Here is a 21,208-nt window from a genome sequence, read left to right as displayed (position 1 = left end):
CCATGAGCACGGTCACACGCGCCGCCGACCGCATTGAGTCCGTCCCGTTCCTGGAGCGGGGAGATGCCTCGCTGTTGCTCGTCCTGCCCGGGCTGTTCGTCTTCTCTGCGTTCATGCTGTTTCCCGTCCTCTACCTGGTCGGCATCTCCGTCACCAACGCCGACCCGGCGAACCTCTTCGCCGGCGAGGGCGTCGTCGGCGTCCTGACGTTCGGCGACGCGGCGTTCGTCGGCCTGCGCAACTACGCCGACGTGCTGACCGACCCGCAGTTCTGGAACTCCTTCGGCGTGACGTGGCTGTTCGTGGCCACGAGCGTCACGCTCAAGATCGGCGTGAGCCTCGCCATCGCGCTCGTCGTCACCAGCGACCTGGTCCGCGGCAAGCGCCTCCTGCGCGCGCTCATCATCTTCCCGATGGGCCTGCCGCCGATCTTCACCATCACGGTCTGGCGCGGCATCTTCAGCTCCGCGCAGTTCGGCCTGATGAACCAGCTGCTGTCGGCCGTCGGTCTCGGAACGGTGGCGTGGCTGTCGGGCCGCTGGACCGCCTTCGTCGCCTACAACGTCACGGAGGCGTGGCTCGCGTACCCGTTCATGGTCATCATCACCGTCAGCGCGCTCCAGGACGTGCCCGAGGAACTCCACGAGGCCGCCGTCGTCGACGGCGCGGGCTTTCTCGCTCGGTTCGCCCACATCACGCTGCCGTCGATCAAACGGCCCGTCCTGTTCGCGTCGATTCTGACCTCTGCGGCGTCGTTCCAGCAGTTCCTCATCCCGTACGTGTTCAACCAGGGCGGTCCCGCGCGGGCCAACGAACTCATCGTCGTCTACGGCTACCGCGAGGCCCTCGCCTTCCAGGAGTACGGCCGCGGCGCGGCCATCAGCATCGTCGCGCTGGCCTTCATCGGCGCGTTCATGTGGCTGAACGTGAAGAAGGGCCGCCTCGCCGACGGGGTGAGCGACTGATGCTGTTCGACGCCATCGCGCGGAAGCTCGCCGGCGACGTGCGAACTATCGCCGCGACGCCCGCCCGGACGCTCCGCAACTGGTCGTACACGGTTCGGGCGGTCCGGCGGGGCGAACTGCCCGCCTCTGCGGTCCTCAAGGTCGTCCTCTCGACCATCGGGGCGACGCTGGTGGTGCTGGCGCTGCTCTTTCCCATCTACTGGATCCTGACCGCCGCCCTCTCCGGGTCCGGGAGCTCCCTGTACACCTCGGAGAGCTTCACGCTGTTCCCCGCCGAACCGACGCTCAAGCCCTTCGTCTGGGTGGTCGGCGACCTCATCCTCCCGGCGTACACCGTCTCGGCCGGGATTCCGTTCACCGACCTCGCCGTCGTGTTCCAGACCCCGGGGTTCGAACTGCTCGACGCCTCCGACTACGGCGTCGACCGTCCCTCGGAGTTCAAGCGGTTCCTCTGGAACAGCCTCACCGTCGCCATCCCGACGGTGCTCATCGCGATGTCGCTCATCGTCCCGGCGGCGTACGCGCTCTCCCGGCGCGAGTTCCTCTTCCGCCGGAAGATCCTGTTCGTCTACGTGCTGATGACGCAGGTCGGCGGCGGCCTGGGTGTCGCCCTGCTCATCGGGATGTACGCGCTGTACGTCCAGTTCGGCATCAACGACAACAAACTCGCGCTCGCGGTGTACTACGCGGCGACCGCCGTCCCGTTCAACACGTGGCTGCTGAAGACGTACATGGACGGTATCCCGGTCTCCTACGAGGAGGCCGCCGTCGTCGACGGCGCGCCGCCGTGGCGCGTGGTGACGGAGGTCATCATCCCGATGTCGACCGCCGGGCTGGCGACGGTGTTCATCTTCGTCTTCCTCACCGGCTGGACCGAGTTCGTCGTCGCCCAGACACTGCTCGGCACGGAGAACTACACGCTCCCGGTCGGCCTGTACGCGCTGGTCGACGAGTACTCCATCCCGTGGGCGCGCTTCTCGGCGTTCGCGCTCACCTTCGCCTCGCCGGTGATGCTGGCGTACCTGTTCGCCCAGCGCTACATCGAGGGCGGCCTCTCCTTCAGCGGGATGGAGGGGTAGCGGCCACGCCGGTCGTCATCCAGCAGCCCTCGTAGCGCGTGCCGGTCTGGCGTTCGAGGTACCACGTGTAGGCCGTCGCCGTCCCGGTCGCGTCGAAGACGGTGACCGGCTGGGTGGCCGTGTCCCCCTCCCGGTCGAGCGGCCCGTACCGGACCGCCGTCGCGTTCAACAGCGGCCGGAAGCCCCGCCGTATCGTCTCGACGAAGTTGTCGTACGACCCCGCGACCGCCCGGTTCGACGGCGCGGCAAAGTGCCAGGTCGTGTTGATCCCCTCGTTCGTCGTCGGTTCGTTGTTCCGCAGCGCGAGCACCTGAATACTGACGACCAGTCCCGGCGGCCGCCGGCAGTTCGGACGCAGGTCGAGCACTCGCGGTTGTGTCACGGTCGACGCGTTCGCGGCCGTGACGTTGCCCCAGTACTCCCGTTCGCCTCCCTGGAGGGCCGCCCCCTTCGCGGCTCCGTCTGGCGTCTCGTCGGTCGGAACGGACGCGGGCGTCACCGTCGGTTCGGCCGCGGTCTGTCCCCCGCCGAACAGCGCTCCGCACCCGGCCAGCAGGACGAGCGCGGCGAGGGCGACGAGCGGAGCCGCGCGTGGTGACATACGGTCACAACGGCCCACAGGGGCTTCCGTGTTCGGTCGGGCGGGTCAGATCAGCCGCTCCTCGACGGCCGCCACGTCGTCGGGTTCGTTGACGTTGTGACACCAGCCGTCCAGTTCGACGGCCTCGACGTGGTGGCCAGCCGTCAGGAGCAGGTCGATCGCGGTCGGGAGTTCGTACTCGCCGCGCTCGGACGGCTGTGTCAGCGCACAGGCGTGGCCGATAGCCGGATCGAACGCGTAGAAGCCCCGCGAGACCAGCGTCGACGGCGGGTCGTCGGGCTTCTCGACCAGCCCTGTCACGCGGCCCGCGTCGTCGGTCGTCACCACGCCAGTCTGACTGGCCTCCTCGCGACTGACTTCTTCGACCAGTAGCGTCGCGCTGGCGTCGGTCTCGCGGTGGCGCGCGACTACCTCGCGGAGGTTCGCCCGACAGACGTTGTCGCCGTTCATGGCGACGAACGCGCCCTCGACGGCCGGAGCGGCCCGTTCGAGCGCGTGGGCCAGCCCCAGTCGCTCTTCCTGGCGGACGTACTCGATCGGTGCGTCGCGGTAGCGCTCCCCGTAGCGGGCGACGATGTCGTCGCCGCGATAACCCACGACCACGACAAGTCGGTCGACGCCGACCGACAGAAGCGCCTCGAAGCAGTGCGTCAGCAGCGGTTCGCCGGCGACTTCGACGAGGCCCTTCGGCGTGTCGTCGGTGAGCGGGCGCATCCGCGTTCCCTCGCCGGCGGCGAGGACGACTCCGTCCATGCACGCCGAGACGGCCGGCCCGGGGAAATGCCTGTGGGCGTTCGAGTTTTGGGCGCGGCATGCGTAGGGCCCGACATGCCCGAGCAGTTCGACTGCGAGACCTGCGGCCGCTCGGTGACGGCCGACGACGCGATTCGCCGGGAGACGCTGGGCGACCTCGACCGAACCCAGTGGCAGACGCTGTGTTGTCCCGACTGCGGGGACCGCCTCCGAACGGTGTTCGTCGGCTCGGACGGGTGACGGGGAAAGAGCCAGGTGGCCGTAGGATGTGAGGTACTCGCATGGAAGACGAGGCCTGGCAGTCGGTCGACATCATCCGCAACAACGACGGCGTCCCGCACGTGCTCCAGCAGAAGGTGCTCGTGTACACGAGCGGCGTGTCCGAGGAGTCCGCCGGCTACACCAAACCGACCATCGAACACCGCCTCGTGGCGCTGCAGGAACTCACGAAGTTCGGCGATACGTAGTCCCGGACGAGTAGGCGGTCGATGACGGGTCCGTAGTCGCCGTTTACCGGGTACTGCGCCGGGAGGGGGACTCCCTGTCACGCCCCCTCGAATCCGTTCGCCGAAACGACACCTCGGGGTACACTTTTGCGTCCGTCGCGCCCAGTGGAACTAATGGTGGAATCGCTGTACGTCGGCGTCGAGTGGTGCGGGGACGTCTGGCTCGCCGTCGCGTTCACCGGCGACGGCTTCGACCACGCCGAGACGTTCGACGGCGTCGGGGCCTGCTGGTCGCGCTACGAGGAGCGGGCGCGCCGACTCCTCGTCGACGTGCCGATCGGCCTCGTGGAGTCGGGCGACCCGACGCGGCGCTGTGACGCCGTCGCGCGCTCGGTGCTGGGCGATCGGGCCGGGACGCTGGTCTCGCCCCCGGTCAGGGAGGCGACCCGGAAGCAGCGCTACTCGACGGCTGACCGCGTCCACCGGCGCAAGAGCGGGCAGACGCTCACCGAACGGGCCTTCGACCGCAGCGAGGGGATCGCGCGTCTCGACGACCTCCTCCAGGAACTACCCGAGGCCGCCGCGGTCGTCCGCGAGTCACACCCGGAAGTCTGCTTCCGGGCCCTCGCCGGCGACCCGCTCGAATTCTCGCGGGAGACGGCCGCTGGCTACGCCGAGCGGATGCGGACGCTGGCGCGCTACGACCGCGACGCCGCGCCGACGGTCCAGAAGGCCGCCGAGTCGACCGGCGACGCGGACGTGTCCGTCGCCGACGTGCTCGACGCCGTCGCGCTCGCGTACACCGCCTGTCCGGGCGACGGCGACCTGCGGACGCTCCCGCCGGACCCCCCGACCGACGCCGTGGGGCTGCCGATGGAGATCGTCTATCGCGCGGCGTCGCCGCTGGACGGTGCGTAACGTCGGCGACCGTCGGCACGGCCGTTGCTCGTCGGAGTGTAATGATGCTGGACTGTAGACAGAAGGCCGTCTTACAGCCGCGTGAGGTTGGTCGCGCGCGGACCCTTGTCCGCCTGCTCGATGTCGAACTCGACTTCCTGCCCCTCTTCGAGGTCAGGGCCGCCGACGTCTTCCATGTGGAAGAAGACGTCCTCGTCCGCATCTTCGGTCTCGATGAAGCCGTACCCGCCCGTGTCGTTGAAGAAGTCGACAGTGCCTGTCGCCATTGTTAGAGCCGTGTGACGTTGTTCGCGCGCGGACCCTTGTCCGCCTGCTCGATGTCGAATTCGAGCTCCTGTCCTTCCTCGAGGTCCGGGCCGCCGATGTCTTCCATGTGGAAGAAGACGTCCTCGTCCGCGTCCTCAGTGTCGATGAAACCGTAACCGCCAGTGTCGTTGAAGAAATCAACCGTTCCTTTCGCCATTGCAACCGAACAGAGACCAGCACCACGGATAACAGTGTCGGTACGCGTACCGTGCCGCTCGACGGCCCAACTCGGCGGACAGACGCCGCCTTCGGCCCATACAGTGTCGCAGTGGCCCTCGCGTCTGTCGCTCCAGCCCGCGTGCCAGCCGCCGCATTAGTGACTCACTAACCAAATCCACTTCCCGAGTTATCGACAACGATTGTCCATATGGACGCGAACGCACGAGCCCGACTCGCTCCCTGGCTGCTGGCCAGCTACGGGCTCGTGCTCGTCGTCGTCGCCGTCGGCTGGCACCTCGGGATCGAGGCCAGACAGCTGGGCCGACTCGGCGGGCCGATGCTCGCGCTCGCGCTGGACGGCGTCCTCCCGCTGGCACTGGTCTACGGCGGGTACCGGCTCGTCAAGACCGCGACGCCGGGAGAACAGATCTGGACGGTGTTCGTCTGGAGCGTCGTCGGCAGCGCGTCCATCGGGACGCTCATCGGTCTGAGCGTGGTAATACGGCAGTTTGAGGGCGGAACGGTCGCCGAACCGGTGTTCGTCACGCTACTCTCGGTGGAGGCGGGCGCGGTCGCCGGCCTCGTCGCCGGCTACTTCGCGATACAGGCCCGCCAGGACGCCGAGCGCGCGGTCCGAACGGCTGGGACGCTGTCGTTCGTCAACGACCTGCTCCGCCACGACCTCGCGAACGGACTGCTCGTCATCGACGGGCGGGCGTCGATCCTGCACCGGCAGCTCGAGTCCACCGATGCCCGGAACGCCGTGGAGGCGATCCGCGAACAGGTGACGGAACTCGACAGGCTCATCGACAACGCCGGGGCGGTCGCCGAGACGCTGGCCGGCGACGCGACGTTCGAACCGGTCGACGTGGTGGCTGTCACCGGAGAGGTGGTCGACCGGATCCAGCGAACGCGCGACGTGCCCATCGACGTCAGGGGGCCGGACGGGGCGACGGTGCGTGCAAACGACGCCGTCCGTCCCGTCATCTGGAACCTCGTCGAGAACGCGGTCGAGCACGGTGCCGCGGCGACCGACCGACCCGACCGAGCGGCCGCGCGAGAGCGGACCGGCGCGTCGACCGACAGTTCGCGGACATCGGAAGCCGACGCCGTGCTCGCGGACCGCGACGACCGCCCACCGGTGGTCGTCGGGATCGAGGTGACCGCCGACGCCGTCGAGATTCACGTCTGCGACGACGGCCCGGGCGTTCCGCACGACAAGCGTAACACGATTTTCGAGGCGCGGGCGGGCGAGACCCACGGCGGCGGGCTCCACCTCGTCGAGACGCTGGTTGACAGCTTCGACGGCGAGGTCCGCCTCGCGGACGACTCGGGGCGGTCGCCGTGCCCCGCCGAGATGCGCGGTGCGCACTTCGTGGTGACGCTCCCGCGATCGTGAGGGGAGTTCACACGACCGACACTTCTTGACGCTGGAGCGAACAGTCGGTGGTATGCTCCGTCGCTTGCAGACCCAGGGCCCGGCCGTCCTCGTGCCGCTCGCCTGGGCGCTCGTGGCCCTCGCGCACTTCGACAGGGTCCCCGGTCGGGGAGTCCTCGTCTTCCACGTCGTCGTCGCCCTCGTCGTCGCGGGCTTTACCGCCCGCTCCTGGGACGAGATGGCGTCGGGCGTCCTCCGAATCTGGCGCGATATCCTGCTCGTGGGCCTCGTGTTGACGGTCGGTGGCATCGTCGGCCTGCTCGTCGTGCAGGTCCGGGACCCGTTCCTCACCGTCACGATACTGGGTTGGATGGCCGTCCCCGCCGTCGGCCTCTTTTTCACCGGAAAGCACGTCGCCGAGTCCGACCGGGTCTACACCGCCGCCGCGGGCCTGAGCGCCCTCGGTGCCGTGGTCTACGCGGTCGCGCTGTTCCCGGCCGAGACGCGCCTCCTGGTCGCCGGTATCGCGCTCGCGCTCGTCGGCCAGACCGTCGGTGTCGCCACCGCGGCGTCCCGGTAGTCAGTCGAGCGAGCCCCGGAGGACCTTCGCCGCGACCAGTACCGGGTCCCAGACCGGGCTGAACGGCGGCGCGTACGCCAGGTCGAGGCGTTCGAGTTCCGCGACGGTGAGGTCGCTTTCGAGCGCCGTCGCCAGCGTGTCGATGCGGATGGCCGCCCGGTCGCGGCCGGCGATGGCCCCGCCGAGGAGCCGCCCGGTCTCCGCGTCGGCGGTCAGCGTCACGGTCGTCTCGTCGCCGCCGGGGTAGTAGCCCGACCGCGAGCCGGCGGTGATGGTCTCCGAGACGGGCTCGAAACCTGCCTCGCGTGCCTCCTTGTGGTCGAGAACACCGGTTCGTCCGCATTCCAGGTCGAACGCCTTGACGACCGCCGTTCCGGCGATGTCCCCGACCGGTTCCGGGTCGCCGGCGACCGTCTGGCCGATGGCGCGGCCGGCGCGGTTGGCCGTCAGCCCGAGCGGGACCCACGCCGACTCGCCCGTCACGGCGTGGCGCATCTCGGCGCAGTCGCCGGCGGCGTAGATGCCCTCGACGGTCGTCCGGCCGTAGTCGTCGGTCGCGACCGCGCCGGAGTCGCCGAGTTCGACCCCAGTCTCCGAGAGCAGGTCGGTGTTCGGTCGGATACCGATGCCCACGAGCACCGCGTCGACGCCCGTCGTGCCGCCCTCGTGGGCGACGGCCGTCACGTGGTCGTCACCGACCAGTCGCTCGACACTCGTGTCCAGGTGGAGATGGACTCCCCGGTCGCGGAGGTGGTCGGCCGCGCGCTCGCCGACCGCCTCGCCGAACGGCGGGAGAACTTGCTCGGGGCGCTGGAACAGGTGCGTTTCGAGTCCGCGAGCGCGGAAGGCCTCCGCCATCTCGACGCCGACGTAGCCGCCGCCGACGATGGCGACGCGCTCCGGCGGCATCCGGTCGGCGTAGCGCTCGATCAGCGGACGGTCGACCTCTTCGACGTCCGCGATGTCGTCGTCGTCCGGGTCCGCGAGGTACGCGCGGATGGCCGCCGCCGAGTCCAGTCCGTGCAGGGTGAACACGCCGTCGAGGTCCGAACCGGGAATCGGCCCCGTCACGGCGTGTGCGCCGGTCGCCACGAGCAGGTCCCCGTAGGGCTGGCGCGTCGTCTCGCCGTCGTGTTCGACCGTGACCGCCTTCGCGTCGGGGTCGACGGCCGTGACTTCGTGGCGTCGGCGGAGGTCGATGCCCCGCTCTTGGGCGTCTTCGGGCGACAGCGAGAGCAGGTCCGTCAGGCGCTCGACCTCGCCTTTCACGTAGTAGGGCGTCCCGCAGTGGGCGTAGGAGATCCACGCGCCCTTCTCGAAGACGAGCACGTCGCGCTCCGGTCGCTCGCGGGCGAACTTGCTGGCCGCGCTCAGCCCGGCGGCGTCGCCGCCGACCACGACGAATGGGTCTGGCATGTGGTACCGTCCGACTTCCCGTCACCTAACTGTTGAGTTACGTGGGGGTGAGCCCCAGCGCCGTGTGCCCTCTCAGGCCAGCGCCGCCGCCAGCTTCTCCACCGGGTGAGGCGGTTCGCCGTCGCTTTCCTCCCAGTCCTCCAGTTGGGTGCGACAGGACGCCCCGGGCGCGACGACCGTCTCGCCGCGGCTGTCGCCGATCTGGTCGAACAGGATGTCGCCGATGGCCCGGCTCATCGAGAAGTGCTCGGCCTCGTAGCCGAAGGAGCCGGCCATGCCGCAACACCCGGAGTCGAGCGGGTCGACCTCGTAGCCGGCCCGCCGGAGCACGCCGACGGCGTGGTGGTCCTTCTTCGTCGCCTTCTGGTGGCAGTGGCCGTGGTAGGTCAGCGTCTCGCGCCCGGCCTCCCAGTCGACGCCCGCGTCCAGCCGGAAGGCGTCGAGGTACTCGCAGACGCCGTAGGCGTTCGCGGCCAGCGTCTCCACGTCGGGTCCCGAGAGCAGGTCGCGGTAGTCCGACTGGAACATCACGGCGTCGCTCGGTTCGACGAGGACCACGTCCCAGCCGTCCTCGACCGCCGGGACGAGCGCGTCGACGTTCGCAGCGGCAGTCTCCCGGGACTGGTCGAGAAAGCCCTTCGAGTGGGCGGGCCGACCGCTGTCGGTCCGGTCGGCCAGCGCGACGTGGACGCCGGCGGCTTCGAGCACCCGGACGGCCGCCTTGCCGACCTCGGGGTGGCTGTAGTTCGTGTACGTGTCGGGGAACAGCATAGCCTTGCGCTCGGCCTCGTCCGCTGGGACCTGCGGGCCGCGCTCGTCGAACCAGTCCCGGAGCGTCTCGCGCTCGAAGCTCGGGAGCGTCCGCTCGGGGGCGATCCCGACCGCCTTCGCCAGCACGGTCCGCGCGCCGGGGACCTTCGTCGCGAGGTTCGACAGCGGCGCGAACGAACTCCCGAGGCTCGCCAGCAGGTCGACGTTCGCGAACAGGCGGTCCCGCAGGCTGGAGCCGTGCTCCTGGTGGTGAGCGTGAGTCACCTCGGCCTTGAGCTTCGCCATGTCGACCTCGCTCGGACAGTCCTTCGCACAGCCCTTGCAGCCGATACAGAGGTCCAGCACCTCGTGCATGAACTCCTCGTCGGTGGGGTCCTCGGGCAGGTCGCCGCTCATCGCCTGTCGGAGCATGTTCGCACGGCCCCGGGTCGCGGTGATCTCCTCCTCGGCGGCGCGGTAGGTCGGACACATCACGCCGCCGGTGGTCTCCTGCGGGCCGCGACAGCCGCCACAGCCGTGACAGAGTTCGACCATCCCCTGCATCCCGTTCTCGTTGTCCCACTCCAGCGCGGGGTCGAAGCCCGCGTCGAACTCGTAGTCGGGATCGAACCGGAGGTGTTCGGTCATGTCCACGTCGCCACAGACCTGTCCGGGGTTGAGTATCCAGTCCGGGTCGAACGCCGACTTCAGGCCGCGGAACGTCTCCCAGATGCTCTCGCCGTAGAGCTTCCTGTTCCACTGCGTGCGGGCGCGGCCGTCCCCGTGCTCGCCCGAGACGCTCCCGCCGTACTTGACGACGAGGTCGGTCACCGCGTCGGCGATAGACTCCATCTGTGCGACCCCGTCGACGGTCTTCGTGTCGACGAGCGGGCGGATGTGGAGCACGCCCGGCCCGGCGTGGGCGTAGAACGAGGCGAAGGTGTCGTGGTCCTCGAGAATCTCCTGGAAGTCCGCGACGTACTCCGGGAGGTTCTCCGGCGGGATGGCGGTGTCCTCGACGAACGCGGCGTGTTTCGCGTCGCTCGTCCGCGAGAGCAGGATGGGGAGACCGGACTTGCGGAGCTTCCAGAACTTCGTCCGCGTCGCCTCGTCGTGGGCCTCCATCGCGTCGAAGGCCCGCACCGGCGCGTCGGCGACCGGGCCGCCCTCGGTCGGATCGGCGACGGTCCCGACGCCGGCCGTCCGATCGGCCAGCAGGTCGGCGACCGTCTCCTCGCCAGCCGCGTCGTCGTCGGCGTAGAACTCCACGATGAGGACCGCCCGCGTCCCCTCGGGGAGCATCTCGACCACGTCCTCGAACTCCGCGGTGTCCCGCGCGAGGTCGATGAGCACGTCGTCGAGGACCTCGACGGCCGCCGGGTCGTGTTCGAGGATGTCCGAGACGTCTTCCATGGCCGCGATGAGGTCTTCGTAGGCCAGCAGCGCCATCGACTTCGTCTCGGGAATCGGTTCGAGGGACACCTCGGCCTCGGTGACGACGGCCAGCGTCCCCTCGCTGCCGGCCAGCAGGGAAGCGAGGTTGAGCGTGCCGTCCGCGGCGTCGTCGACCAGCCAGTCGAGGTTGTACCCCGAGACGTTGCGCTTGAGGTCTGGGTACCGGCTCCTGATCTCCTCGCCCTCCTCGGCGAGGACGCGCTCGACTTCGGCGTAGATGCGGGCCTCGAGGTCGCCGTCCGAGTCGGCCCGCTCGCGCAGTTCCTCGCGGGTCACCTCGCCGAAGGTGGTGACAGTCCCGTCCGCGAGGACGACCTCGCACTCCTCGACGTACGCGTCGGTCTTGCCGTACTGGAGGGAGTGCGCGCCGGTGGAGTTGTTCCCGATGGCCCCGCCCAGCGCGCTCTTGTCGCCCCAGGCAGGGTCGGGGGCGAACTTCAGGCCCTCGGATTCGAGTTCGGCGTTCAGATCGCCCAGTTTGATGCCCGGCTGGGCCCGCGCCCGCCGTTCCTCCGGGCGAAACGATACGAGGTCGGTCATGTGCCGCGAGAAGTCCAGCACGACGGCCTCGTTGACGGTCTGGCCGGCGAGGCTCGTCCCGCCGCCGCGGGGCAGGACCGGAATCTCGCGCTCGGCGCAGTAGGTGACGACTGCCGACACGTCCGCCGTCGAGCGCGGGAAGACGACGCCGATGGGCAGCGCCTCGTAGATGCTCGCGTCCGTGGCGTACAGCTGTCTGGAGTACTCGTCGAAGCGGACTTCCCCCTCGATCCGTGAGTCCAGGTCGTCGACGAGGCCCGATCGGGCGACGCTGTCGTTCCGGTAGTCGTAGTTCGATGCCTCGTCGGCCGCGGGGTCGGCCCGGGTGCCGGAGTCGGTTGCCATGGTGTGTCTCGACCCTCGCTCTCTCCGCCCGGCCGCGCCGCCGGGCACTCGTCGGGTCTCTGTCCCGGCTAGTTCCACGGCCGACAAAATAGTTCCGTTACGGGGTACCACGCCGCACTGTCCCGGCGCGAACGCGGTTCGCCGCTTCCGCCCGGCCCCGCCGTAGCGTCGACCGCGAAATCCCTAAATGTCCGTCTCAGGCAGTGATAGCACTGTTCTCGCAACGGTTAATATCGATACTAGCCTATATTATGGTGTTATGACGACCCGACATGACCCCTTCGAGAACATGTACCGATTCTTCGAACAGGCGCGCCGTTCCATGTGGGACGACGCCCGAATGGGCGGTGACGCCGCGTCGGGTCTGCCGGCGCGACGCGCCGGTGGCTGGAACGACGGCAGCGGCCGACACACCGTCGACACCAACGTCGACGTCGAGGAGACCGACGCGGGCTTCGTCGTGATGGCCGACCTCCCGGGCTTCGAGAAGGACGACCTCTCGATTCGCTTCGACGACGGCGTCCTCGCCATCCACGGCGAGAGCGAGGTCAGCGAGGAGCACGACAACGTCGCCAGCCGCCGCAGTCGGCGGGTCGACGAACGCCTGTCCTTCCCCCAATCCGTCCTCGAAGACGAGATCTCGGCCTCGTACCACAACGGCGTCCTCGAAATCACGCTCCCGGTCGCCGCCGACGAGACGGACGACAGCCACCGGATCGACATCGAGTGATCGCGCCGCCGTTTCGCCGATCCGGCATCCGCTTCGCACACTTATCTCATCGCTAATCGACACGACGGTATCGTGAATTCCTTGTTAAGTCCGCTGCCTCCCGATTCTTACCGAGGATATAAGAAAGACAACAGGTCTCGTCGGAACTGACGAGACTGACTGGTATGTCCGAAGCCACGTGGGACGTTCAGGACGGCGCGATCGTGGAGCGACCACGCGACGTACAGCAACACCCGCTCCTGGAGCGGATCTACCAGCGCCACGACCGGCTCATCGCGGACCGATTGCCCGCCGGTCGCACGCTCGAACTCGCGTTCGGCCAGCACATGCACCCGCGTGCGGACATCGGCCTGGAAGGGTGGCCGTCGAACGCCAAGACCGTTCGGAAACCGGCACTGGCCGGCGACGCCCGCTCGCTCCCCTTCGACGACGACAGCTTCGACGCCGTCATCGGCCGTCGGTTCCTCCACCACGTCCCTCCTGAAGACCGCGAGCGAATCGTCGCCGAGGCCGCCCGCGTCCTGCGTCCCGGCGGCCGACTCGCCCTGCTCGAAGGGACCCCGGGGCTGTACCGTCGGCTCACCAAAGGCGCGGCGTTCCGCCTCGGCGCGCTCGACGAGGACACCGACATCTACGGCCACCTCTCGGAGACCGCCGTCACCGACCTCGTCGAAGCGGCATTCGATCTCGTCCACTCGCAGACGCTCGGCTCCCCGCTCATGCTCGCGAGCATCTCTGAGTCCGACCGCTCGGCCCGACTCCTCGACCTCTACGAACGCACGCAGTTCGTCAAGTGGTGGACGTTCGCCGTGGGCGAAGTCCCCCCAACGAATTGACGCGGCAGTTCACGTCGGCCGTCTCGCGGCTCTGGCGGCGGGATTGTCGGGCTTCGCTACAGGTCGACGGCCACGCGCAGTTCCGTGTCCGTGATCGTCTCGATGGCGTCGCCGGCCACCTCGATGTCGTCTTCGTCGGCGTCACCGAATCCGAGCCCCTGGATCCATGCCTCGGTGAGGTTCGGTTCCGGCTCGACGTAGGCGATCTGCGCCTTCGGATCGACTTCCGTCACGATGCCGATCTGCTCGCCCTGTGCGTCCATCAGGAACTTCCCTTCGTCTTCTGTCGATAGAACTGACATTTCAGACGACACAAGCGGCCGGACCAAGTAATAAACGTCGGTTCCGTCCCCCTGTTGTGCTCGATAATCTGATATCTTTTGCCAGTCGGCATCCGCTGGTGCCCGTCAGTACCGCGAGAAGTTCTCGTCAGGATACACTCCATCTTCCGCGAGATCTACCACGTCCAGCGTCGCCAGTCGTGCGAGGCGGTCGGCCGCGTCCGCCTCGTCGACGCCCAGCTCGACAGCCCGCGAGAGCACCCGATCACGGCTGGCGACGGATTCGATGAAGCCATCGCTGTCGATTTCGGTTTCTTCGGCGATGATGGCCTTCAGGATGGCCCCATGCTCCCGTTTCGATGGCGTGGTGCTGTCACCGGTCCAGTCTACGCTCAGCGTCCCGTCGGTATTGACGTGGGAGACGACAAACCCCTCCGGCAACGCCTCGGTCACCGCCGCCACGAGCGCCGCCCTGTCCAGTCGCGCCTCGAACCGAAACCGCTTGCCGTCCTTCGATTGCCCGAGACTACCGACGTTCGTGCCAGCATCGGCGGTCGCCTCTTCGATCGCGTCGCCGAGACGGTCCCGTACCGACGCTTCGACCGAATCCCGTTCGGCCCGTACGGTTTCAAGTTCGTCGGTCAGCGCTGCGCGACGCTCCATCTGCTCGTGTGCTGACTCCTCTGCCATACTCATGCTACTCGCCACCACGGAAGTACCTGTTCCGACAGCGGTGGATCGCCCGTGTGCGTTCGTGATGCTCTCCAGCACGGACTCCCTTGCTCGTCGGGACCGAGACGGCCCGGTCTGAAACCGACTGCTCACGCGACCCTCCTGCCGGACATTCGACTCACCGATATCTGGAGTGATCGTTCGGCCCGACCGGGGTCGCTTCGTGCCCCCTGTTCGAGAGTCGTCGGCCGTCGGTCGCATCTCATTCCCGCCGGTGGATTCCACACAGAATCTCTGGGGAACTCTCCGGTATCTCGGTCCGAAACCACAGTAAATCGGCTTCTCAACCCAGCGCCGAAACTCTCGTTCCGTCAGTAAAGTGGAGTTCCCGACTGCCGTCGAATTCCGCGACCTTGACATCCGTTAATTCGTACCACGTACCCTCCTCAACCGTCGGCGGATCGGTCCGTTGCCAGGCGACGAACTTGATCCGCCCCGTCGCGTCCTTGAGCAATCCTGCTTGGTCTTGAGACTCGTGCGTGTCCTCCCAGAGCTGAGTGACCTGCGCGGTGATCGTCAGATGGTCGCCGACTGCGCCGGGATTTGAGAGGGGTGCGATTGATTCGACGTGGTCGTCGATCTCGTCGAGAAACGGCGATTCCTTCCCGACACGCGTCAGGAGGTCGAGCGTCTCCTTCGAGCGCGTTAGTGCAACGTAGAAGAGCCGCCGCTCCTCGGCCGCTGTGTTAGCCGGGATGTCTCGAACGACGTTTTGGAGTTCATCGTTTCGGACGTCGGGTGAGAATCCGTTCTCGCCCTCTCCGACATGGAGCAAGATGACGTGTGGTGCCTCTCGGCCCTTCGCCTGGTGGGCGGAGAATACCGAGACGCCCCCGCCGTCCGCATCGCTATCGGCTGGCGGGGCGCGACCCGGACGAAATGTATCTTGTTTGCCATCGTACGGGATGTTACGGTTCTCGAGTTCGTCTTTCACCTGGTTGACGAAGTTGGCACCGCTGTCGTATCGCGAGAGGATCATCACGTCTTTCGGCTCGCTCTTGCCAGCGGTGTACTCTTCGACGAGGTCTGCGGCGTACTTGCCGACCCGGTGGACGTATTTCCAGTCATCGTCGGCGTCAAGCGCGTGGAGCCGGGGCGTGGTGTCGCGTCCGTTGTAGGCGTCGGGATCCTTTTCGATCTGCTCGGGATTGTTCGCGATGAGGTCGGTGCTAGCGGATAGCACCGTCTCCGGACACCGGTAGGTCTCCCGGAGTTCAGTGATTGCTGCCGGGCCGAAGTACTCCTCGAAGTCGACGAAGTACTCGACGACCGCCCCACGGAACGCGTAAATGCTCTGCCAGTCGTCGCCAACGCAGAATAGGTTGGGCGCGTCCTCGTCGTCGGTCAGCGTCTGAAGCAACTCTATCTGACTGATCGAGACATCTTGAAACTCGTCGACGAGTAGGTGATCGTACAGGCTCTGGAAGCGCTTGGGTTGCTCCTCGACGGCCTCGACGGCGTTGTAGATCATGTCGACGAAATCGATCTGGTCGTTCTGTGCCTTCTTTAGTTCGTACTCCGTGAGGAGCATCGCACCGCACACGCCGAAGTGGTACTCGCGCGGGTTTGATCGCGAGAGCCGCTCCAAGATCTGCTTCGGCGTCGTTCGAAACGTAGCCGCGTTGGCCAAGAATTTCGAGAACTGCTCCACAATCTGACGTTTCTCGTTGTGCTCGTCAAGGACGTACTCGACCAGCTCGTCGATGTCCATCGGATCGAGCGCGACACCGTGGTGAGCGAGTCGATGCTCGAGAGCCCGTTCCAGTTGACCCGCCCAGTGCTCGAAGTCGTAGGTCTCGACCAGCGAGTGCTCGGTGCCAGCGAACTCACTGCGAGCCCAGTGGAGTTTCTCAAGGTACTTTTCGGCCGACCACGAGAACCACGGCGCCACCTCTCCGGCTTCGTCGATTCCCCAGTGTTCGATGTAGAGGTCGTACTCGGGGAGGTAGAAATCCGGGTAGTAGCCTCCCTTGTCTTCGGCGGTGTTCGCCCAGCCGGCGATTGCCTCGTACTGGTAGTCCACGCCGTGGGTGAACAGGAAATCGGCGATGGTCTTCTCTGCGCGGGAGGCTACTTCTTCCCCCGCGATCGTCTTGTAGTCCAGTTCGGCACGTTCCCGAATGTAATCCTCCTCGGACTCGTAGCCTTCGAGGTCGGAGGCCGTCGTCTCGTAGTTGGTCAAGAACTGCCGGTAGTGCCAGGCGAAGTCACTTCCGCTGTCGCCGGTCTTTTCGCGAATCACTTGCTTGACAATGTTCTTCCGCTGATCATTGTTGAGGACATCGACGTGGCCGGTCCGATCCACGTGAGCGATATCCGTCGCGAACTTGTGAATCGTTTTCACGTTGACATCCGTGATGTCGAATCGCTCGGCGAGACGATCCGTGATTTCGTCGGCGGCGTTGTTCGTGAGCGTGATCGCCGCGATGCGATCCGGCTCGACGCCGCGCTCGATCAGGTACGCGATCCGATGGGTGAGAACGAGCGTCTTGCCGGTCCCTGCGCCGGCAATGACCTGGTTGTATGCGTCGTTTCTGACGACAGCCCTCCGTTGCTCACGGTTCAGACCATTTCCGTCATCGTCGATATCTGTGAACAGGTCATCATAGCGTTTCACCTGCCGTTCAACGAACTCGGCGTTGTAGTCCTCTACTTGGCGGCCAATCGATTGCAACGCCGACCGTACCTCTGACAGTCGCTTGATGTCCTCATCCGAATACCGGAACGGCCATGATTCCGATCGAATGTCCTCGTACTCGCTGGTAACTGCTTGTATGTCGGTACGAAACCGGCGTTGTTCCGTGGTCGTCAGGTACTGCTCGCCGTTGAGTACCGCGTTTCGCTCCGCGATCAGACTATTGATGTCTTTCTCGATATCATTCAACTGAGATTCGAACGCTTGCCGCTGCTCTGAGGGATCGCCGAACCAGTAGCGAAGTATGATATTCGGAAAGAAGCGAAGAAGCGACCGTCTGAGTGGTGTCTGTCTCTCTACTGGGGTAATAGAGTCCCTTCCACGGTCCATTATTCACCAATACTATGCTGCAGATATAAACGTCCGGATGGGCTGGAGGTGTACGGACGGATCCCCCCGTTGCGATTCGAATACGATCGCACGATGATTGATCGGATCACCGATTACGGCCACTGGAGCAGTTAAAAGACAACTACCACCTCGCGAACCACCACACAAATCTGTCCCGTGGGGTCTGATGCTCTCGTAACAATTGAAACGATTTATATATCGATCGCGCTGCAGTCGTGCGATTAGGTGTGTATTGAATTTCAATGGCTACTTTACCTGCCGACTTATGGCGATTTTGCGCCGCCGCCGCTCACTCTGCCTGCTTGACTGCGAGACCGTGGCTCAAACTCACCCGATTGGATTTCTGCTGCTCACGGTATGGTTCGTAGCAGAAATGCCGCCTCCCGGATTTGAACCGGGGACAGCTCGATCTTCAGTCGAGTGCTCTCCCAGTCTGAGCTAAGGCGGCGCGCACTCCAAGCGAGGACGAGGGTAGAAAAAAGGATTTCGAAAGCCGGCGGGCGGTCTATCGCGTCGTACGAGCCTCACTCACGACGCGCTACGGGAGAAACAGGTCGGCGCTGTCGAACGTCGACCCGCAGTCGTCGCACTCGTACTCCGTCCCATTGGCTGTCGAGACGTGCCCGCTGCACTGCGGACACGTCGACCCGTCTATCATGCTCTGCGGTAACGCGACACTCGATATATGCCTTTCGGGAGCTATTGCCGGACAGACACGACGCTCGCGACCTGGCCACTGTCCGCTGGGAGTACCAGTCCGCCGAACGGACGCCGCTGGCTCCTCGATGTGTCGTCGCACTCGTGTCGGGAGTCTGTTCGGGCGGATTCATCGCTCACGGAGCGTTCGCGATAGAATCGATGGGTCCGGGCGGATTCGAACCGAAGGAAGACTCACTACGTTCGTCTTCCAGGGCTCGAATCACCATCTCCCACACAGACACCGCTGGCTCCTCGTTGCACTCGTCGCAGTCGGTGTCAGAAGTGGGTCCGGGCGGATTCGAACTGTCGACAGACGTGCTCACTTCGCTGCGCGCGTCTCTCGGAGTTCGAATCCGTGGCCCATTCGCTCCTCACGTCCGTTCGTCGCAGAATGGGTCCGGGCGGATTCGAACCACCGGCCTCGGCCTTGTAAAGGCCACGTCATAACCAACTAGACCACGGACCCGCATTTCACCGTTTCCCATCGGCAGGAATAACGCTTTCTCTCTCGGCCGGCAGTGGGCACCGACAGTATTACCCACACGCTCGCCGACACGTGAGATATGCAGCGCCGTCTCGCGGTTGGAATCGCCGTCGCCGCTGTGGCCGTCGCGGTCGTCTTCGGTGCCGCGACGGTCCTGCCGGGGCTCTGGGTCGACGTCGTCGGCGTCGGCGACTACGAGGAGGGGACGGTGACGATCCATGACAATACCACACCTGAGACGGCGACCCCAATACCATGTGATCGTTCGCCCAACGCGACGGAAGTGGTAGCCTGCTCCGATTCACGGCAACTGGCGACCGTCACGGTCAATATTTCGGATACCGGGCGTCAGCGCTACGTGGGGCTGAGCGAGACGGCGTCGCTCGGGCCGGACGAGGGGATGCTGTTCGTCCACGAGTCCGAGGAGACCCACACCTACGTCATGCGGAACATGTCGTTTCCGCTGGACATCATCTTCGTCGCGGAGAACGGCACGATCACGACGATCCACCACGCGCCGACGCCGCCCGACGGGGAACAGTACAGCGAGCGCTATTCGGGCTACGGCAAGTACGTCCTCGAAGTGAACCGCGGGTGGACGAACCGGACCGGTGTGGCCGTGGGCGACCGGGTCGAACTGCCGGCCGAAGTCGCGTAGCCCGACGCCCTTTTGCGGGTTCGCCCCCTCGATTCGACAATGGATATCGACGCGGCCGCGGACGACGACGCGTTCGAGGACGCACGGGAGCGCGTCGATCGGCCGATGGTTCGGTTGTTCTCCGAGTACGGGGGCGGACAGCGCGGCGCGTTCGCCGTGGGTCTGGTCAGTTCGATCGCCGCCCGGATGCTCGACCTGCTCCCGCCGCTGTTGCTTGCGCTCGCCATCGACGCCGTCATCCGCGAAGAGGCGGCCTACAGTCTCTTTCTGGTGCCGGACGCCTGGATTCCGCCGGGACAGGGCGCTCGACTGTGGCTCACGGCCGGCATCGTCGCCGCCTCGTTCGGACTCGGTGCGGTGTTTCACTGGAGCCGAAACTGGGGGTGGAACAAGTTCGCCCAGCACGTCCAGCACGCGGTCCGGACAGACACCTACGAGACGATGCAGCGGCTGAACATGGACTTCTTCGCCGACAAGCAGACCGGCGAGATGATGTCCGTCCTCTCCAACGACGTGAACCGGCTGGAGAAGTTCCTCAACGACGGCCTGAACTCCGCCTCGCGGATGGTCATCATGGTCGTCGGCATCGCCACGTACCTGTTCGTGATGAACTGGCAGCTGGCGCTCGTCGCACTCCTCCCCGTTCCGATCATCGCCGTGTTCACGAGGCGGTTCATCGAGACTATCCAGCCCAAGTACGCCGAGGTCCGGTCGACGGTCGGCACGCTCAACTCCCGGCTGGAGAACAACCTGAGCGGCATCCAGATCATCAAGACCGCGAACACCGAGCCCTACGAGGCCGACCGGGTCGAGGACTCCTCGCAGGACTACCTCGACGCGAACTGGGACGCCATCGAGACGCGCATCACCTTCTTCCCCGGCCTCCGACTGGTCTCCGGAATCGGCTTCGTCGTCACGTTCGTCGTCGGGGGCCTGATGGTCATCGGCCAGCCGCCGGGGCCGCTCACGGCGAGCCTGACGCCCGGCCAGTTCGTCGCCTTCATCATCTACACCCAGCGATTCGTCTGGCCGATGGCGCAGTTCGGGCAGGTCATCAACATGTATCAGCGGGCCTACGCCTCCGCCGAGCGAGTCTTCGGACTGATGGACACGCCGGGCCGCCTCGCCGAGGTCGAGAACGCCCCGCCGCTTTCCGTGACCGAGGGGGCCGTCGAGTACGACGACGTGTCCTTCGGCTACGACGACGAGCCGGTGCTTTCGGACGTGTCCTTCGACGCGGACGGCGGCGAGACGGTCGCGCTCGTCGGCCCGACCGGGGCCGGCAAATCGTCGGTCCTGAAGCTCCTGCTCCGGATGTACGACGTGGACGAGGGGGCAGTCCGCATCGACGGCCAGGACGTGCGCGACGTGCAGATCCAGAGCATCCGGCGGGCCGTGGGCTACGTCAGCCAGGAGACGTTCCTGTTCTACGGCACGGTCCGGGAGAACATCGCCTACGGCTCGTTCGACGCCAGCGACGAGGAGGTCGTCGCCGCGGCGGAGGCCGCCGAGGCCGACGGGTTCGTTCGGAACCTGCCCGACGGCTACGACACGATGGTCGGCGAGCGCGGTGTCAAGCTCTCCGGCGGCCAGCGCCAGCGCATCGCCATCGCTCGGGCGATACTGAAAGATCCGGAGATCCTGATCCTCGACGAGGCGACCAGCGACGTGGACACGGAGACGGAGCTGCTCATCCAGCGCTCGCTCGATGACCTGACCGCCGACCGGACCACGTTCGCCATCGCCCACCGCCTCTCGACGGTGAAGGACGCCGACCGCATCCTGGTGCTGGAAGACGGGCGCATCGTCGAGCGCGGCACCCACGACGACCTGCTCGCGGCCGACGGGCTGTACGCGAACCTCTGGGCGGTCCAGGCCGGCGAGATCGACGAATTGCCCGAGGAGTTCGTCCGGCGGGCGGTCGAGCGGCGAGCGCGGACCGACGCGGACGATTGAGTCCCCGATGCCGTCGGAACGGGCCCGTCCGCCCGGGACTCGGGACCGATGGCTCACCTGACGCACAACGTTATCAGGGAGTATCCCATGCATAA

General features: G+C 66.3%; 20 protein-coding genes and 2 tRNA genes. 11 read left to right on the top strand and 11 right to left on the bottom strand.

The genetic code is table 11. The features are described 5' to 3' along the window. The first annotated feature begins 2 nt into the window (after positions 1-2). Positions 3-965: a carbohydrate ABC transporter permease gene (locus ACOZ4I_RS15445; RefSeq protein WP_424001093.1), complete on the top strand. Its 963-nt coding sequence runs from the start codon at positions 3-5 to the stop codon at positions 963-965. After that, on the top strand, positions 965-2,044 hold the full coding sequence (locus tag ACOZ4I_RS15440; RefSeq protein WP_424001091.1) for a sugar ABC transporter permease: 1,080 nt from the start codon (positions 965-967) through the stop codon (positions 2,042-2,044). The genes ACOZ4I_RS15445 and ACOZ4I_RS15440 overlap by 1 nt, the downstream gene beginning before the upstream one ends. Here the strand turns inward: ACOZ4I_RS15440 and ACOZ4I_RS15435 are convergent. Together ACOZ4I_RS15435 and ACOZ4I_RS15430 are read right to left on the bottom strand one after the other, a co-directional pair. Beyond that, on the bottom strand, positions 2,025-2,645 hold the full coding sequence (locus ACOZ4I_RS15435; RefSeq protein ID WP_424001089.1) for a DUF4864 domain-containing protein: 621 nt from the start codon (positions 2,643-2,645) through the stop codon (positions 2,025-2,027). The two genes, ACOZ4I_RS15440 and ACOZ4I_RS15435, sit on opposite strands and share 20 nt — an antisense overlap. A 45-nt stretch (positions 2,646-2,690) precedes the next feature. Next, the gene (locus tag ACOZ4I_RS15430; RefSeq protein ID WP_424001087.1) at positions 2,691-3,398 is read right to left on the bottom strand and encodes a sugar phosphate nucleotidyltransferase; all 708 of its coding nucleotides are present in this window, start codon (positions 3,396-3,398) and stop codon (positions 2,691-2,693) included. A gap of 75 nt (positions 3,399-3,473) precedes the next feature. Here ACOZ4I_RS15430 and ACOZ4I_RS15425 point away from each other — a divergent pair, with 75 nt between their 5' ends. The 3 genes from ACOZ4I_RS15425 (at position 3,474) to ACOZ4I_RS15415 (ending at position 4,762) form a co-directional block, all read left to right on the top strand. Further along, a complete protein-coding gene (locus tag ACOZ4I_RS15425) occupies positions 3,474-3,638 on the top strand; it encodes a hypothetical protein (RefSeq protein ID WP_424001085.1) in 165 nt (54 codons plus the stop codon). A 41-nt stretch (positions 3,639-3,679) separates the two neighbouring features. Then, on the top strand, positions 3,680-3,865 hold the full coding sequence (locus ACOZ4I_RS15420) for a hypothetical protein (protein WP_162413259.1): 186 nt from the start codon (positions 3,680-3,682) through the stop codon (positions 3,863-3,865). Positions 3,866-4,018: 153 nt separating this feature from the next. Further along, a complete protein-coding gene (locus tag ACOZ4I_RS15415) occupies positions 4,019-4,762 on the top strand; it encodes a DUF429 domain-containing protein (RefSeq protein ID WP_424001084.1) in 744 nt (247 codons plus the stop codon). Between the two features lie 71 nt (positions 4,763-4,833). Here ACOZ4I_RS15415 and ACOZ4I_RS15410 read toward each other — a convergent pair whose 3' ends face one another. Further along, positions 4,834-5,028, bottom strand: a complete 195-nt coding sequence (locus ACOZ4I_RS15410) for a cold-shock protein (protein WP_049981782.1) — start codon at positions 5,026-5,028, stop codon at positions 4,834-4,836. A gap of 2 nt (positions 5,029-5,030) precedes the next feature. After that, complete coding sequence (locus tag ACOZ4I_RS15405; RefSeq protein ID WP_004515390.1) at positions 5,031-5,225, bottom strand: cold-shock protein; 195 nt, start codon at positions 5,223-5,225, stop codon at positions 5,031-5,033. 210 nt (positions 5,226-5,435) lie between these two features. Here ACOZ4I_RS15405 and ACOZ4I_RS15400 point away from each other — a divergent pair, with 210 nt between their 5' ends. Both ACOZ4I_RS15400 and ACOZ4I_RS15395 read left to right on the top strand, forming a co-directional pair. Continuing rightward, a complete protein-coding gene (locus ACOZ4I_RS15400; RefSeq protein ID WP_424001081.1) occupies positions 5,436-6,626 on the top strand; it encodes an ATP-binding protein in 1,191 nt (396 codons plus the stop codon). Between the two features lie 52 nt (positions 6,627-6,678). Next, positions 6,679-7,185 carry a hypothetical protein gene (locus ACOZ4I_RS15395; RefSeq protein WP_424001079.1) on the top strand — a complete coding sequence of 169 codons (507 nt, stop codon included), beginning with the start codon at positions 6,679-6,681 and terminating at the stop codon, positions 7,183-7,185. Here ACOZ4I_RS15395 and ACOZ4I_RS15390 read toward each other — a convergent pair whose 3' ends face one another. Beyond that, positions 7,186-8,601 (bottom strand): FAD-dependent oxidoreductase, encoded by a 1,416-nt coding sequence (locus ACOZ4I_RS15390; protein ID WP_424001077.1) that lies wholly within the window; start codon positions 8,599-8,601, stop codon positions 7,186-7,188. A gap of 72 nt (positions 8,602-8,673) precedes the next feature. Continuing rightward, entirely contained in the window at positions 8,674-11,691 is a 3,018-nt protein-coding gene (locus tag ACOZ4I_RS15385; protein ID WP_424001075.1) for an FAD-binding and (Fe-S)-binding domain-containing protein, read from the bottom strand. A gap of 259 nt (positions 11,692-11,950) precedes the next feature. Between ACOZ4I_RS15385 and ACOZ4I_RS15380 the strand changes: the two genes are divergently transcribed. Further along, entirely contained in the window at positions 11,951-12,421 is a 471-nt protein-coding gene (locus ACOZ4I_RS15380; RefSeq protein ID WP_424001073.1) for an Hsp20/alpha crystallin family protein, read from the top strand. Positions 12,422-12,585: 164 nt separating this feature from the next. Next, a complete protein-coding gene (locus tag ACOZ4I_RS15375; RefSeq protein ID WP_424001071.1) occupies positions 12,586-13,257 on the top strand; it encodes a class I SAM-dependent methyltransferase in 672 nt (223 codons plus the stop codon). 56 nt (positions 13,258-13,313) lie between these two features. Here the strand turns inward: ACOZ4I_RS15375 and ACOZ4I_RS15370 are convergent, their stop codons facing one another. The 5 genes from ACOZ4I_RS15370 to ACOZ4I_RS15350 form a co-directional block, all read right to left on the bottom strand. Continuing rightward, on the bottom strand, positions 13,314-13,559 hold the full coding sequence (locus ACOZ4I_RS15370; protein ID WP_424001069.1) for a hypothetical protein: 246 nt from the start codon (positions 13,557-13,559) through the stop codon (positions 13,314-13,316). A 105-nt stretch (positions 13,560-13,664) separates the two neighbouring features. Beyond that, complete coding sequence (locus ACOZ4I_RS15365) at positions 13,665-14,234, bottom strand: hypothetical protein (RefSeq protein ID WP_424001067.1); 570 nt, start codon at positions 14,232-14,234, stop codon at positions 13,665-13,667. 319 nt (positions 14,235-14,553) lie between these two features. Beyond that, positions 14,554-17,295 (bottom strand): UvrD-helicase domain-containing protein, encoded by a 2,742-nt coding sequence (locus tag ACOZ4I_RS15360; protein ID WP_424001065.1) that lies wholly within the window; start codon positions 17,293-17,295, stop codon positions 14,554-14,556. Between the two features lie 395 nt (positions 17,296-17,690). Continuing rightward, positions 17,691-17,764, bottom strand: a tRNA-Phe gene (locus tag ACOZ4I_RS15355). Positions 17,765-18,407: 643 nt separating this feature from the next. After that, positions 18,408-18,481 (bottom strand) — tRNA-Val (locus tag ACOZ4I_RS15350). 97 nt (positions 18,482-18,578) lie between these two features. Between ACOZ4I_RS15350 and ACOZ4I_RS15345 the strand changes: the two genes are divergently transcribed. Both ACOZ4I_RS15345 and ACOZ4I_RS15340 read left to right on the top strand, forming a co-directional pair. Then, a complete protein-coding gene (locus ACOZ4I_RS15345) occupies positions 18,579-19,157 on the top strand; it encodes a DUF192 domain-containing protein (RefSeq protein ID WP_424001063.1) in 579 nt (192 codons plus the stop codon). A 39-nt stretch (positions 19,158-19,196) separates the two neighbouring features. Continuing rightward, positions 19,197-21,113 carry an ABC transporter ATP-binding protein gene (locus ACOZ4I_RS15340; RefSeq protein WP_424001061.1) on the top strand — a complete coding sequence of 639 codons (1,917 nt, stop codon included), beginning with the start codon at positions 19,197-19,199 and terminating at the stop codon, positions 21,111-21,113. Positions 21,114-21,208: the final 95 nt, after the last annotated feature.

It is taken from the genome of Haloarcula salina (assembly GCF_049603855.1).
In the GTDB taxonomy this organism is placed as follows: domain Archaea; phylum Halobacteriota; class Halobacteria; order Halobacteriales; family Haloarculaceae; genus Haloarcula; species Haloarcula salina_A.
This window is presented reverse-complemented; position numbering and strand designations above follow the sequence as displayed.

Coding starts and splice junctions, on each gene's coding strand:
- ACOZ4I_RS15445 (WP_424001093.1), top strand. CDS start 3: ATGAGCACGGTCACACGCGCCGCCGACCGCATTGAGTCCGTCCCGTTC.
- ACOZ4I_RS15440 (WP_424001091.1), top strand. CDS start 965: ATGCTGTTCGACGCCATCGCGCGGAAGCTCGCCGGCGACGTGCGAACT.
- ACOZ4I_RS15435 (WP_424001089.1), bottom strand. CDS start 2,645: ATGTCACCACGCGCGGCTCCGCTCGTCGCCCTCGCCGCGCTCGTCCTG.
- ACOZ4I_RS15430 (WP_424001087.1), bottom strand. CDS start 3,398: ATGGACGGAGTCGTCCTCGCCGCCGGCGAGGGAACGCGGATGCGCCCG.
- ACOZ4I_RS15425 (WP_424001085.1), top strand. CDS start 3,474: ATGCCCGAGCAGTTCGACTGCGAGACCTGCGGCCGCTCGGTGACGGCC.
- ACOZ4I_RS15420 (WP_162413259.1), top strand. CDS start 3,680: ATGGAAGACGAGGCCTGGCAGTCGGTCGACATCATCCGCAACAACGAC.
- ACOZ4I_RS15415 (WP_424001084.1), top strand. CDS start 4,019: ATGGTGGAATCGCTGTACGTCGGCGTCGAGTGGTGCGGGGACGTCTGG.
- ACOZ4I_RS15410 (WP_049981782.1), bottom strand. CDS start 5,028: ATGGCGACAGGCACTGTCGACTTCTTCAACGACACGGGCGGGTACGGC.
- ACOZ4I_RS15405 (WP_004515390.1), bottom strand. CDS start 5,225: ATGGCGAAAGGAACGGTTGATTTCTTCAACGACACTGGCGGTTACGGT.
- ACOZ4I_RS15400 (WP_424001081.1), top strand. CDS start 5,436: ATGGACGCGAACGCACGAGCCCGACTCGCTCCCTGGCTGCTGGCCAGC.
- ACOZ4I_RS15395 (WP_424001079.1), top strand. CDS start 6,679: ATGCTCCGTCGCTTGCAGACCCAGGGCCCGGCCGTCCTCGTGCCGCTC.
- ACOZ4I_RS15390 (WP_424001077.1), bottom strand. CDS start 8,601: ATGCCAGACCCATTCGTCGTGGTCGGCGGCGACGCCGCCGGGCTGAGC.
- ACOZ4I_RS15385 (WP_424001075.1), bottom strand. CDS start 11,691: ATGGCAACCGACTCCGGCACCCGGGCCGACCCCGCGGCCGACGAGGCA.
- ACOZ4I_RS15380 (WP_424001073.1), top strand. CDS start 11,951: ATGACGACCCGACATGACCCCTTCGAGAACATGTACCGATTCTTCGAA.
- ACOZ4I_RS15375 (WP_424001071.1), top strand. CDS start 12,586: ATGTCCGAAGCCACGTGGGACGTTCAGGACGGCGCGATCGTGGAGCGA.
- ACOZ4I_RS15370 (WP_424001069.1), bottom strand. CDS start 13,559: ATGTCAGTTCTATCGACAGAAGACGAAGGGAAGTTCCTGATGGACGCA.
- ACOZ4I_RS15365 (WP_424001067.1), bottom strand. CDS start 14,234: ATGAGTATGGCAGAGGAGTCAGCACACGAGCAGATGGAGCGTCGCGCA.
- ACOZ4I_RS15360 (WP_424001065.1), bottom strand. CDS start 17,295: ATGGACCGTGGAAGGGACTCTATTACCCCAGTAGAGAGACAGACACCA.
- ACOZ4I_RS15345 (WP_424001063.1), top strand. CDS start 18,579: ATGCAGCGCCGTCTCGCGGTTGGAATCGCCGTCGCCGCTGTGGCCGTC.
- ACOZ4I_RS15340 (WP_424001061.1), top strand. CDS start 19,197: ATGGATATCGACGCGGCCGCGGACGACGACGCGTTCGAGGACGCACGG.